9 protein-coding genes are annotated in these 14,830 nt (G+C 41.7%); all 9 read left to right on the top strand.

Features of this window, described 5'->3' with window-relative positions:
* The first annotated feature begins 5 nt into the window (after nt 1–5).
* On the top strand, nt 6–1,517 hold the full coding sequence (locus WBM98_RS01370; RefSeq protein WP_424364222.1) for a sulfatase family protein: 1,512 nt from the start codon (nt 6–8) through the stop codon (nt 1,515–1,517).
* Nucleotides 1,518–1,702: 185 nt separating this feature from the next.
* Nucleotides 1,703–2,050, top strand: a complete 348-nt coding sequence (locus WBM98_RS01365) for a hypothetical protein (protein ID WP_424364221.1) — start codon at nt 1,703–1,705, stop codon at nt 2,048–2,050.
* Nucleotides 2,051–2,205: 155 nt separating this feature from the next.
* A complete protein-coding gene (locus WBM98_RS01360; protein ID WP_424364220.1) occupies nt 2,206–4,065 on the top strand; it encodes a sulfatase-like hydrolase/transferase in 1,860 nt (619 codons plus the stop codon).
* Nucleotides 4,066–4,443: 378 nt separating this feature from the next.
* Nucleotides 4,444–6,648 carry a glycoside hydrolase family 3 C-terminal domain-containing protein gene (locus WBM98_RS01355; protein WP_424364219.1) on the top strand — a complete coding sequence of 735 codons (2,205 nt, stop codon included), beginning with the start codon at nt 4,444–4,446 and terminating at the stop codon, nt 6,646–6,648.
* Between the two features lie 24 nt (nt 6,649–6,672).
* Nucleotides 6,673–9,021, top strand: a complete 2,349-nt coding sequence (locus WBM98_RS01350; RefSeq protein WP_424364218.1) for a glycoside hydrolase family 3 N-terminal domain-containing protein — start codon at nt 6,673–6,675, stop codon at nt 9,019–9,021.
* Nucleotides 9,022–9,188: 167 nt separating this feature from the next.
* A complete protein-coding gene (locus tag WBM98_RS01345) occupies nt 9,189–10,472 on the top strand; it encodes a glycoside hydrolase family 117 protein (protein ID WP_424364217.1) in 1,284 nt (427 codons plus the stop codon).
* Nucleotides 10,473–10,649: 177 nt separating this feature from the next.
* On the top strand, nt 10,650–11,909 hold the full coding sequence (locus WBM98_RS01340) for a family 16 glycosylhydrolase (RefSeq protein WP_424364216.1): 1,260 nt from the start codon (nt 10,650–10,652) through the stop codon (nt 11,907–11,909).
* Between the two features lie 34 nt (nt 11,910–11,943).
* Nucleotides 11,944–13,497: an alpha-L-fucosidase gene (locus WBM98_RS01335; RefSeq protein ID WP_424364215.1), complete on the top strand. Its 1,554-nt coding sequence runs from the start codon at nt 11,944–11,946 to the stop codon at nt 13,495–13,497.
* A 78-nt stretch (nt 13,498–13,575) separates the two neighbouring features.
* Nucleotides 13,576–14,823: a glycoside hydrolase family 117 protein gene (locus WBM98_RS01330; RefSeq protein WP_424364214.1), complete on the top strand. Its 1,248-nt coding sequence runs from the start codon at nt 13,576–13,578 to the stop codon at nt 14,821–14,823.
* The last annotated feature ends 7 nt before the right edge of the window (nt 14,824–14,830 follow it).

Raw genomic sequence — 14,830 nt, 5'->3', positions numbered from 1 at the left:
ACAATATGAAAACAACGGCAATACTTATTGCGCTATTGACTTTACTCTCATGTTTTGAACTCGATTCAAAAGAGGTAATACGACCAAATATCCTATGGATAATAGCCGAAGACTTGTCTCCATTTATGGGCTGCTATGGCGATTCAATAAACCAGGGGCACACGCCAATCATCGATCAATTGGCTTCAGAAGGTGTCCTTTTTAAACATGCCTATTCCACGGCTCCCGTCTGTTCAGCAAGTAGATCTGCATTGATAACCGGTGTAATGCAAACTTCCACTGGTACGCATCAACACCGTTCAAGCCGAACCGTCGATGGTGAAATTGTTCCTGAAGCGCTTCGAATCCATCTTCCTAAATATGTCAAGACCATACCCGAACTCATGAAAGCTGCTGGCTATTTTACCTTCAACAATGGTAAAGACGATTACAATTTTCACTACGACCGTAATGTACTTTATGATGTGGGAAATTCTGACGAGTATAAAACAGGCATGAATGGTTGGCAAGGCAACCGGGCTAAGAACTTCATGTCATTGACCCAAGCTGTATGGAGCAATCGTCCTGATAAGGATCAACCTTGGTTTGGTCAAGTTCAAATCATGGGAGGAAAAGCAGATGCCAAATATGTTCGGGAGGGAGAAAAGCTGGAAATTAATGATGTTCCGCTGCCCCCCTATTTTCCGAATATTCCATCGCAACGAGCGGCATGGACTACACATTACAATGCCAATCGTGGATCGGATGTACAACTAGAAAAGATTCTGGCTCAATTGAAAGCGGATGGCGAATTGGAAAACACGATTATTTTTTTCTTTTCCGACCACGGAAGCAATACCTCCTTGCGTCACAAGCAATTTTGTTATGAAGGTGGTATGCAAGTGCCCTTGATCATTAAAGGAAATCATGCATCACTTGAAGCGGGAAAAGTCCGTGATGAACTTGTATCGCTTCTTGATGTTAGTGCCACGACTTTAGCCTTGGCCGGAGCTGAATTACCGGAATATCTTGACGGGCAGAATTTGTTCGCCAAAGATTATAGAGCTCCGAAATTCGTCATAGGAGCTAGAGATAGGTGTGATTATACAATTGACCGTATTCGTACTGTTCGTTCAGAAGAGTTCCGCTATATAAGAAATTATTACCCGAATCGACCAATGCTGCAGGCCGGTTATCGGGATAATAGACCCATAGTAACGGATATGAAAGACCTATACGAAGAAGACAAACTCACAGAATATCAAGAGGAGCATTGGTTCGGAATTCGCCCAGAGGAGGAATTCTATGACCTGGAAACTGACCCACACCAAATGAGCAACCTTGCCAGTGATTCAAGTTTTGAAGTCGTTCTTCAGGAACATAGAAACGTATTGGAAACTTGGATTAAAGAGACTGATGACAAAGGGCAATATCCTGAATCGGCAACTCAACTTAAAGCTACATATGAATTATGGAAAAACCGACCGATCTTTAAAAATGCCAAAGTCAATCCAGAATTTGATCAATTTCAGGAATAAATATGTTGACCTTTGGGAAAATGAAAATAGTGAAAGTAATTATAATATCGTTATGTGTAGCATCATTGGCCTCCTGCAAACAGGAAAAAGCAAAGGTAGTAACGTGAAAATACGTCTCCAGATTTCAAGATTGAATTCGGAAAAGTTTCCCCGAAATCGATATATAGAAACGATGGCCTAAGTATTTGGGGCGGGTCTTTGGGTATGGCCCTGCCAAAGCTGAAGATGGTTCACACGGCGGACAATCATCAAAAATAGAATACACTGCTGAGGACATTCGATTTACGGTAGCGAAAGACAAAAAGGCCATGTATGTTTTCTTCTTGGGAAAGCCGGAAGCAGGAGAACTTATAGAAATACGTACCATAGGAGGCTATCATCGCAACATTCCTCCGGCACCAATAAAAAAGGTAAATGTATTGGGTTCTAATGTAGCGGTGAATTGGGAACTGACAGCTGAAAGCTTTTATCTGACGATACCTGTAAATGGAATGAACGAAATCGCAACCGTATTCAAGTTTGAATTGGAATAAATCAAAGCTTTCGAAAATTTCGAAGAGGTTACAATCTTGATTTAACAGGGTTGTAAAGTATTTGTCTAGTGAAAAAATATGGCATCTTGAACAATATGGATTAGTTTTATTTATATGCCATTAATGAAGTAAAAGCCAGTTAATAATTACGTAACATGAAAACAATCCTGAAATTAATACTATTTCTTTTTTGTTCTATAAATCTATCAGGGCAAGATAATTCCCAAAAATCAAAGCCTAACATCCTTTGGATAATAACAGATGACCAAAGGGCAGATGCTTTGGAATGTTATAACAGGGCAACCACTGGTAAGAGCGAGAGCAGTCTAGGCTACGTGATGTCTCCTAACATAGACAAACTTGCGGCTGAAGGTACATTGTTCGTTAATGCTTATAACAATTCTCCCATGTGTGCAATTTCAAGAGCTTCAATGCATATGGGACGTTATCCGTTTAGATCTGGGCATTATAAATTCTATTCGCATCAGGAGGCGGACGTTTCAAAACCATTGGTGTCCCAAATTATGAGAAATAAAGGCTACGGCACTGCAGCATTCGGCAAAACCCATTGGTCAATTGATAAAAACTTGGATAAGACAAAAAACAGACCAAATGATATGTTCGATTTAGTCGTTCATTTTGAAGGAGATCTTCAAAACAAGGGGTATGGAGATATATTTACAACTGGTGCCACTATAGAATTTCCTGATGGGATTTTTAAATTGATCAACAGAACGGAGACCACCATATATCCAAATGGTCCCGAGGTGAAATATATCACGAATGATATAGAAAAAGAAATTCCGGAAGCCGACCGAAAATTACGTGCAAAAGTGGATAAGGATTTTGATATTCTAAGAGTATATACCCGACCACACAATACGTTGATAATCGGTGGAGAAAACCCGAATCCGGCAGGAAAAACTATAGACGGATTAATTGTACAAGAATTCAAAAGTTATCTTGAAAATACTGATAAATCGTATGCTACCATATCGGGAAGAAAGGTGGAGGGTGCCGATAGCAATAAACCATTATTTTTGAATATAGGTTTTACATGGCCACACACCCCTGTCTTACCTCCAAAAAAATATCGAGACATTTTCAAGAACAAAAAATACAACCTTCCGGAGTTCAGCACGGATGAATTGTCCAATTTTCCTCCTCAATTGGTGTTGCATTATAACGAATGCAAAGCAGATCAATTAAAACAAGAAGAAAAACTACAAGCCATTCGAGATTACTATGCGTTTTGTGCCTACGGAGATGCACTGATCGGTGATGCCGTTGAAACATTTAAAAAGTATTGCGAAGAAAAAGATGAGGAATACCTGATTGTTTATACGGTAGGTGATCATGGATGGCATCTGGGGGAACAGGGCGTCATGGCAAAATTCGGCCCTTGGAAGCAATCTTTACATGATGCGGTCATAGTGGTCTCATCGGACAAAGAGAAATTTCCTGCAGGTAAAGTGAATACCGACATCGTTGAATATGTAGATTTTGTACCTACATTTTTGGCTGTAGGTGGTGTTGACATTGCTCAAAAAGAATACAATTACCTTGATGGTTATGATTTACAGGATGTGATTACCAATAAGGCACCAAAACGCCAATATGCCCTTGGAGAAATTAATGTGGTCAATGGTCATCGAGCATATATGCGAAACCTTGATTTTGCTTTTTCAATGCGCAGCAGGGATATGTGGGATGATGTTCATAGTCCAGACCAAAACAAAGATGTTAGATGGGCATTGACCTGTGACCGACCTAAAGCCGATATGGCCTTGTATGATCTTAAGGTCGACCCTTTAGAAAAAAATAATGTTGCGGATAAAAAAGAATACAGGGCATTGGCAGATTGGTTCAGAAACAAGTTGGGCAACATTGTATTGGGGGATGGCAGAGTAGAATGTGATTGGACTTTACCCAATAGTTATAACATCAGCAACTTTGCCGGAGGCGCCGATGATAAAAAACTGGACATTCCCAAAGAAATAATTCCAATGCACTAATTACCACCTATGTTAAGGTACAAATCTGAATTTATCACATGGCAAAATGAATAGAACTAAAATTGTAAAGACTAAAGGATGATTGATACTCTTTTCCCTTTTGGGTTTAACTATCAACTGTTGCCTAAATGTACAAGGGAAAACGGAAGAAAGCAACAGTTACTAAATCTAGAAAGTCCCCAAATATTTACGAAAAGTGGAACACCCACTGCCCTATTGTGTGGCGCAAATACTTTGAACGCCAACGGTAGACGTGAATCTTTTAAGGTATAGATACCTTTCAAAATTTAAAAAGAATGATCCCATAAGAAGTTATATGATAATAACCATAGTCAGCACTGTTTTTTTATTCAAATGAACCTAACCCTATTTTTACCAATGACCAATAGAGCCCGTATTTTAAGACAATTATTTGTAGTACTACTGACCATACAGAATGTTGCCTCATATGCACAAGACATTGATTTCAGTTTTTTGGATGATAATTTAACAGTGGACCAGCAATCGGAAATTTTGGTTTCACAAATGACCGTCGATGAAAAAATAAGTCAATTGACGAATCACGCCGCGGCAATCCCAAGGTTGAAGGTTCCGGATTATGATTGGTGGAACGAGGCCTTGCATGGTGTTGCCCGTAACGGGAAGGCAACGGTTTTCCCCCAAGCCATCGCTTTGGCGGCTACTTTTGACCCTGAATTGGCCAAGCAGGTTGCTTCCGCCATCTCTACCGAAGCAAGGGCCAAATTTGCCATTTCCCAAAGCATGGGAAACCATAGCAAATATGCAGGTTTAACATTTTGGACACCCAATATAAACATATTTAGAGATCCCCGATGGGGAAGAGGTCAAGAGACGTATGGGGAAGATCCTTTTCTAACGTCTAAAATAGGTGTTGCATTTGTAAAAGGATTACAAGGAGACGACCCTTTTTATTTAAAAACAGCAGCATGCGCCAAACACTATGCCGTACATTCAGGCCCTGAGGAGATCAGACATACCTTCAATGCCGAACCTAGCCAACAGGATCTGTATGAAACGTATTTACCCGCTTTTGAAGCATTGGTCACCGAGGCGAAGGTAGAAGGCGTTATGGGTGCCTACAATGCGGTTTTCGGTGAGCCGGCTTGTGCCAATACTTTTTTATTGCAGGATCTACTAAAGGATAAATGGGGATTTGATGGCTATATCACCTCTGATTGTGGGGCAATTGGGGGTATTGTATATAAGCAAAAGTTCGTAAAAACACCAGAGGAAGCTGCGGCCGTAGCCTTAAAGGCCGGTGTAAACCTAAATTGTGGTGAAACCTACAAACAGTTAAAAAAGGCCCTTGAAGAAGGTTTGGTGACTGAAGCCCTTATTCACGAACGTACCAAACAACTATTCAAGACTCGTTTTAGGTTGGGAATTTTAGGAGGTTCTAAGAATAATCCCTACGTAAATATCGGCCCTGAAGAAATTCACAGTGAGGCGCATGTAGCTTTGGCACGCGAGGTTGCACAAAAATCGATTGTCCTTTTAAAGAACAACAACAAGGTACTGCCATTGCCCAAGGATATAAAAGTGCCCTATGTCACTGGCCCCTTTGCCAATTCGGCCGATATGCTAATCGGCAATTACTACGGGGTGAGTCCTAATTTGGTCACCATCTTGGAGGGCATCACCGATGCCGTTTCATTGGGGTCTTCGTTGAACTATCGTTCGGGTGCCCTTCCTTTTCAAGCCAACTTGAATCCTTTGAACTGGGCCCCCAAAGTGGCCGCCGAATCCGACGTGACTATTTGTGTCGTGGGGATTACGGCAGACATGGAAGGAGAAGAAGTAGATGCCATTGCGGCAGCGGATAAGGGGGACCGTAAAGATTTAAAACTACCTGCGAACCAGATAAAATACATAAAGGAAATCGCTGAAAATAAAAAGGGCCCATTGGTTTTGGTTGTAGCCAGTGGGAGTCCGGTTTCACTGGAGGGCATTGAAGAACACTGCGATGCGATCTTGCAAATTTGGTATCCCGGGGAACAAGGGGGCAATGCTGTAGCCGATGTACTTTTCGGGGATATTTTACCTTCAGGTCATTTACCATTGACTTTTCCGAAGAATGTGGCCCAATTACCAGCGTATGACGATTATTCGATGAGGGGAAGAACCTATAAATATATGATGGAAGAACCTGCGTATCCCTTCGGTTTTGGCCTAAGCTATTCCAAAAGCGAATTCAGGAATTTAGCCTTGAGTTCTTTAAAATTGAATAAAAAAGAGAAATTGACCATTACTGTTGATGTTGCGAATATTGGTGCGTATGATATGGAAGAAGTGGTACAGGTATATGTAAGTCCTAAAGATACCTCTGGAGGTATTCCTTTGAAAAGTTTAAAGGCATTCAAACGGGTTTCACTAAAGAAAGGTGAGGAAAAAACATTGACTTTTTCATTGGAGCCAGAAGATTTGAAGGTAATCAACGAAAAGGGAGAGAAAATTTGGCGAAAAGGGGAATATACGATACTTGTTGGCAATTCATCACCAGGTGATTTAAGTATCCGACTGGGCGCAGCAATCCCCCAAAAAACGATTATACAACTGAGATAATAAAACTAAAATAAAAAATAGTAAATGCGAATAGCGATATATCTAGTGATAGGTTTCTTGGTTTTTAGCACAGGACTTAAAGCTCAGGCCCCTTCAGATGCCACATCTCAAATCGAAGCACGATTGGAGGGTATTATAGCTTCGATGACCATGGACGAAAAATTGGCGCAAATAGAGGGCATACGACTTAACCAATTATTGGTCGATGGGAAGCTCTCTCTTGAAAAGTGTCGAAAAGTGATCCCTGATGGTATTGGACATTTCTGCCAGTTTTCATCGGGATTGACCCTTTCACCTATAGAGCTCAGGGATTTGGTTAGAGAAGTGCAGCATTATCTAATGACCGAAACCAAAATGAAAATTCCTGCTATCTTCCATGAAGAGGCCATAACGGGTTTCGCAACAAAGGGAGCTACCACTTTTCCACAACAAATTGGAGTTGGCTGTTCTTGGAACCCGGATATCGTAAGAAAAAATGCGGCGTCAACCGCTAGGAACATGCGTGCGGCAGGCGCAACCTATGCCTTATCCCCTATGCTCGATATCAGTCGCACGGCACACTGGAACCGTCTAGAGGAAAGCTATGGAGAGGATGCCTACCTTACTTCGCGTTTAGGAGTTGCTTTTATCAAAGGGCTACAGGGCGATGATTTAGCAACTGGGGTAGCAGCTACTGCAAAACATTTTGCGGGGTATGGCACACAAAATCAGAACAAAAAAGAATTGTATGAGGAATATTTAATGCCCCATGAAGCTGCCATAAAGTTGGCAGGGGTTAAAAGTATAATGCCTTCCTATGGAAAATATAAGGCCTTAGCGGTAGCCGCGAATCCCATTATGGTGAATCAAATATTGCGGAAAGAAGTCGGTTTCGATGGAGTGGTGGTGAGCGATTATGGGGCCATCAACCTTATTCATACAGGGCATAAACAGGCGAAAAATTCCATGGAAGCCGGTGCGTTGGCTTTAAATGCAGGTATTGATATAGAATTGGCCGAGCCCATTGCCTATCCTTTACTTCCAAAAGCCCTTGAAGAAGGCCTAGTAACCGAAGAACTAATCAATACGGCGGTCAAACGTTTGCTAATGATGAAGGCTAAATTGGGCTTGTTGGATAATAACCCGGTCATAGGAAAAGATGGTTTACTTGATTTTGACCCTCCTTCGAACAGAAAACTGGCCTATGACGCAGCATGCCAATCCATTGTCCTATTGAAAAACAATGGTATCCTTCCTTTAAAAAAAGATATTGGCAAAATTGCTTTGGTAGGACCCAATGCCGCGACAGTCCATGGGTTGCTTGGGGATTATACGTACCAGTCTATGGTTTCATTTTGGTGGGGCCAATCTTTTGATCCGAACAACCCCAAATTGGTCACTCTAAAAGAAGGTCTGGAATCCAAGTTAGGAAGTGACGTTGAAATCCTTCATGAACGAGGGTGCGATTGGAGTGCTCCTCTAGAATCAATAGTGATAGCCGACGGTTTAGGTGATGATAGGCTAAGCAAGGTGAAAATGTTGACTATTAAAGGGCTGCCACAACCGGATTTGCAAAACGCCCTGAATATTTCCAAAGAAAGTGATGTTATCATTGCCGCCATGGGAGAGAATATCTATTTGTGTGGGGAGGGAAGAGAACGTAAAGGCATTCGATTGCCAGGAGAGCAAGAAGCCTTTGTCGAAAAACTTATTGAAACGGGCAAACCTGTTATTCTTGTGATGTTCGGGGGTCGCCAGCAACTTGTGGACAAATTTGAAGGTACATGTGCCGCGATCATCCAGGCTTGGTTCCCTGGAGAGGAAGGAGGAAACGCTGTTGCCGATGTACTCTTGGGTAATGTGAATCCATCGGGGAAACTTTGTGTGACATATCCGAGAACGGAAGCAAAAGAAGAAATAAACTACAAGAATGGTTATATGGACGATAATATGCCGCAATATCCTTTTGGGTATGGTCTGTCGTATACACAATACGAATACAGCGACTTAAAATTGAAACCTGAAGTAGCCATCACCGATGAACGATTCTCCCTTTCATTCAATATAAAGAATACAGGGGCCATGAACGGAACCGAAATCGTACAGTTGTATGTTTCACCCGTCGGGGAATCATCGACCATGAAGCCCATTCAGCTGAAAGGTTTTGAACGGATAAGCTTAAATTCTGGGGAAGAAAAAACGGTAACCTTTAAGATATCCCCCCAACAATTGGCCCAATATAAAAAGGACCTATGGTTTGTTGAAGCGGACAAGTACGAGTTCAAGGTGGGAGCTTCTTGCACCGATATCCGTTTAAATGGGATTTTGGAATTATCAGGGAACAACCTGATACTAGAAAATGGAAGGAACGTTTTTTTCGCGATCAGTGAATAAAAAAGAGGCCATTATTTGATGAAATATCAAAAACATAAGGTGATAAGCATTCTATTAGTAGCTTCCAATACAATGTGAGACACCTCTATTACAGGTTGAAAATGAATGGAAGAATTGGAGATCAAATGCTAAATCATCTTTAATTCCGGCTTAAAAAATATAACATCATGAACTTGAAGAATGCCCTGGTAAAAATCGTACTCAGTATTTTGATCATTGGCACTGTTTTATCCTGTAAGGATTCAAAATCGGAAAAAACAGTTGAATCAACTTTGGAAACAAAAACCACAGGTGTTTTTCCCCATAAAATACCCACTGAAAAACCCGATATTCCCTTGAGTGCTGCCATGGAACGCATGTTCAGCTATCCGGCTCCCAGGGTGCATGACAATGAACTTTTTTCCCAATTTAAATATACCCGATTAAAGGGTTTTGACTATCATAATGGCGATGGAACCGTATCCCGGCGCGACCCTTCGCGACCCATTCTGGTGGATGATAAATTTTATGTCTATTATACGAAACGACATACCGTAGTGCCCCCAATTGGCGCGAATCGCGCAAAGGAAGCGACAGATGAAATTCCATCTACCGATTGGGATTTATGCGATATCTGGTATGCAACCAGTGAAGATGGATTTACTTGGGAAGAACAAGGGGTAGCCGTATCAAGGCCACCCAAACCCGCACCGGGATGGCGTTCGGTTGCCACTCCTGATATTTTGGTATGGAAAGATAAATACTACCTCTATTACCAGGCCTTTAATGAACCCAGTGGACTTCGGGGAGATTGGTGTCCGGTATCGGTATCCTATGCCGATTCCCCCGATGGGCCGTGGACCCATGGTGGCGATTCTGTTATACCGTTTGGCAAAAAAGGCGAATGGGACCAAGATGCTACGCACGATCCACATCCGATCGTTTACAAGGGTAAAATTTATTTGTATTATAAGGCCGCTTACAACAAATGGCCAGATATACGTGATAAATATGCTGTAGCCCATGGGCTAGTGATTGCAGATGATCCTTTGGGACCTTTTGAGAAACATCCATTGAATCCCGTGCTCAATTCGGGTCATGAGACGACCTATTTCCCTTTTAAGGAAGGAGTTGCCGCGCTGGCGATCAAGGATGGAAACGAACGGGAAACGATGCAGTATGCCAAAGATGGGGTCAATTTTGAAATTGCCTCCAGTTTATCGCTTACCCCTACGGCAGCAGCACCTTTCGTTGCAGATGCTTTCACAGATACTGATTACGGCAGGGGATTTACCTGGGGGTTATGTCATTTTATAAACGCAGGAACTTCCCAAAAACAATACTCCATAATGGCACGATTTGATTGTGACCTAAGCTTGGATTTTGATGAGCCCGATATTTTTAAAAAAACAGGGGTATGGCATAAACCCGAAGTATATTTTGAACAAGGTCTAAGTAGGCCGGGAAACTAGAACAATTGATAATAAAAACGTCGAAGGCAACACTATAAAAATGTTTTTAGACAGGAGCTTGATGAAATTGATATAATGTTTACAGCTTGTCAATTGATTTAAAGAAAGTTAGCGTATTTATAAAGCTGAAAATCAATTCATGTGACAATTATTCAAACGATACTAAAACGATTAAAAATGATGTCTTTAGAAAGAATTGTATTGAGCGTAATGATTTTTTGTAGTACCAATGTATTCCGGGGCAATGCCCAAGTAAACGATTCAGGGCCACCTAAGCCACCCGTCGGTAAACGTTGGATATTAAACCCTGCTTTTTCGGACGAATTTAACGGTACAGTGCTAGATACAACAAAGTGGCTTGATCATCATCCTACATGGATAGGTAGACCTCCAGGGTTGTTTATGCCTTCGCAGGTTTCAGTTGCAGATGGTTCCCTGCAATTAAAAGGGCAAAAGATGAATAATGACACCATTGTTCATGCTTATGGAAAAGATATAACCTTCAATATCAAAGGAGCTGCCGTTGTTTCAAAAAGGCCGGTATTCCTCGGATACTACGAGTGCAGGGTCAAAGCAGCAGCAACAACGATGTCAACTACGTTTTGGTTTTCCGGTAATGGAGGTGTAGGCCCTAATGGGTGTGATAGCTATGGACAAGAATGGGATATTCAAGAGTGTATTGGAAGGGAAGGTGACTTTGAAGGAAAATACTTCGCTAGTGGAATGCATTCGAATGCACATTATTGGTATACCGATTGTGATGAAGGGAAACACGATTACCGGGCTGCTCAGGTAAGGTTTGAGGATACGGAATTGGCTTCAAAAGATTTTCATGTGTACGGCGGTTGGTGGCGCGATGAAAAATCTGCCAGTTATTATTACGATGATAGGGAGCCCAAACATCAAAAATTTTATGATAAGATAACAGATAAACCAATGGATAAGCCCATGTATATGAGATTGGTCCATGAAACCTATCCATTTCCATGGATTTCATTACCTACTGATGAGGAATTGGCAGATGACACTAAGAATACGGTTTATTATGATTGGGTCAGGGGTTACGAACTTGTTGGCCTTAATGCCTCTAACGAATCTAAATTGGAACAGGATTTAGGGCTATATGACGAAACTATAATTTTCGAAAGTGCCGAAATCAATTTAAGAAATTCGAAGACCCTAAATATTCCATTGAGCTACAAAGCCAATACGGATCGGCAAATTGAATTGGTACTATTTGATCTTGAAGGGAAAAAGATCCAAGAATCGATTTTTGTGGCATTTGCTGGTTACGCCAATCTGGAATTCAACTTTAAACTGGATAAGGAATTAAAACCTATGGCCGGTTATAAGTTGGTGGCAAGTATGCGTCCCATGGAAGGTGATCAAAAAAGCTCAATAGATGCAAATACCGTGTTTGTCAATCTTGTAAAGTAGAAATCAATAATAAGTTTAAAGTAAAACACCCTAAATGAAAAAAACAGCTTTACCTTTTATGGCAGTCCTTATTTTTTGTGCTTTTAGTATCCTAAAAGCGCAAGAAAGTGTGGTATATGAAGAATCCTGGGAATCACTTTCCAAGGTAAACCAAACACCCGATTGGTTTCTAGATGCCAAATTGGGCATTTATGCACACTGGGGCCCTGTATCAGAAGCATTTGAAGGCACCGACCCCAGCAAGAACTATAGCGGTTGGCATGGTATGATCATGTATCAAGACGGAAAGAAAGTACCCACTAAAAATGGAGAGCCCTCAAACAATTACTTACATCATAAAAAGAAATATGGTGATCCGGCCAAGTATGGGTACAAGTATATCATCGAAAATTTCAAACCCATAAAATTCAATGCCAAAGAATGGGCTGAATTATTTGCCAAATCGGGGGCAAAATTTGCGGGACCTGTAGCCATGCATCATGATAATTTTGCGATGTGGGATGCCAAATCAACACGATGGAACTCGATGAATTATGGGGGAATCGACCCCTCCGCAACCCTGAAAAAGGAGATTGAGGCGCAAGGATTGAAATTTATGGCCTCCTTCCATCATGCCTTTACCTGGAAATATTTTGCGCCAGCACACCAATATGGTGGGGTTGATCCCCAAGATTATGATTTGTACACGAATCCCCATAGTTTGGAATCGGATGTGCCAGATGACCGTTTCCGCGAGGAGTGGTGGGCCAAGCTCAAAGAATATATCGATATATACCAGCCCGATTTAATTTGGTTCGACTGGTGGTTGGAAAACCTTCCAGAAGCGGACCGTCAGAAATTTTTGGCCTACTATTATAATGAGGCACAAAAATGGGGCAAAGAAGTTTGTGTGGCCTATAAAGAAAGTACTTTTCCCATTACAACTGCCATTAAAGACTATGAGCGAGGTCGGCCAAACCAACCTAAAAGCCCGGCATGGTTGACAGATACTTCGCCAGGAGCTTGGTTCTACCGTCCTGGGGCGGAGTTTAAAAAACCAAACGATTTGATAGATATTTTGGTCGACATCGTGGCGAAAAATGGCTTGATGCTATTAAATGTACCTCCAAATCCGGATGGCTCCATACCAGAGGAAATGGTTTATCTACTTACCGAAATGGGTGCTTGGCTAAAGGTCAATGGTGATGCTATCTACAAAACCCGTCCGTGGACGGTCTTTGGCGAAGGTCCGACCCGCTTGCCTGAAGGCGGGCATAAAATTGAGAAAATCGAAATTGAATATACAAATACGGATATTCGATATACTAAAAAATCTGATAAAGAAATCTATGCTATTGTGATGGACAAACCGGAAGAAGACATCGTGATGAAGACCTTGAGCACAGATATTGGTGCATTAAACTCAAAAATCATGAGTGTGAGTTTATTGGGCAGTGATGAAAAATTGGAGTGGGAAAGGAATTCCCGTGGATTGGTAATTAAACCGCCCAAGTCATATCCCACAGACTATGCACATGCATTTAAAATTGTGATGGAAGGGTATAAAGAAAACGACATTGGTGGTAACGAAGATGCACACAAAGATTAGTCCATCAGACACATTATTCAAAAAGACACCCTAAATAAATTTTAAAAGATGAAACTGCAAAGATTGATAGTTGTTAGCATGATACTCTTAGTTTTGATTTCCTGCAAAAAAATCCAAAATGAAAAGGAGGTTACCTTATCTGAAACGAATACTATAGGCTTTCCTTTCAAACTTCCGGAAAAAAAGCCCAATAGAGCAATGAGTAAGGCAAGTGCACGTAATTATGATGCGTATTCAGCCCCCAGACCCTCTCAAAATGAATTGTATTCGCAATTCAAATATACCGAGCTCAAGGGTTTTGACTATAATAATGATGACGGCACTATTTCACGTCGTGATCCTTCAAAGGTTATCTTTGCCAACGGTAAATATTATGTGTGGTACACCCATCGCCATACCCCCACCCCGCCTCAAGGGGCTGAAAAATCGAACGATACCATTCCTTCAAGCGACTGGGATCTGGCCGATATTTGGTACGCTACGAGCGAGGATGGCTTTACATGGCAAGAGCAAGGGGTCGCCGTGCCGCGACCTCCCAAACCCAATGTGGGATGGCGATCGGTAACAACAACCGATATTCTGGAATGGGAAGGCAAATATTATTTGTATTACCAAGGTTTTATGGAGGCCAGCGGTAAGCGAGGGGATGATTGTCCGGTTGCTGTATCTTATGCCGATTCACCCGATGGTCCTTGGACTCCACACAATAAAATTGTGATTCCCAATGGTGCTGAAGGCGAATGGGATCAATACTCGATCCATGACCCATATCCCTTGGTATATAAGGGCAAAATCTACCTCTACTATAAATCCGATTTTGATGGAGACCCAGAGCTGGTCAGAATGCAAGGTTTGGCCATTGCCGACAATCCTTTGGGCCCTTTTACAAAGCATCCATTGAATCCCGTTATCAATTCGGGGCATGAAACTACGCTATTCCCATTTATGGAAGGGATTGCTGCCTTGGTTATCAGGGATGGCAATGAACATAATACAGTACAATATGCAGCGGACGGGGTTAACTTTGATATTGCCTCGATCACGTATTTAATGCCCAATGCCGCTGGACCTTATATTCCCGATGCCTTTACCAATACGGATTATGGAAAAGGTATTACCTGGGGCCTATCACATTTTACGAACGCAACGATTTGGAGTCAAAACCATGCTATACTCGCCCGTTTTGATTGCGATCTGAGCCTTGATATTCATGACCCGGATATGAAGCGCGCCCATGAATACTACAAGCCTGAATTTTATTTTGAACATGGGTTGAATGAAAAGCAGAAAAACCGTATTCTGAAGGAGAACAAAAACAGGGAATAGGTAAAAG

This window comes from Maribacter sp. (assembly GCF_049667165.1).
GTDB lineage: Bacteria > Bacteroidota > Bacteroidia > Flavobacteriales > Flavobacteriaceae > Maribacter_A.
This window is presented reverse-complemented; position numbering and strand designations above follow the sequence as displayed.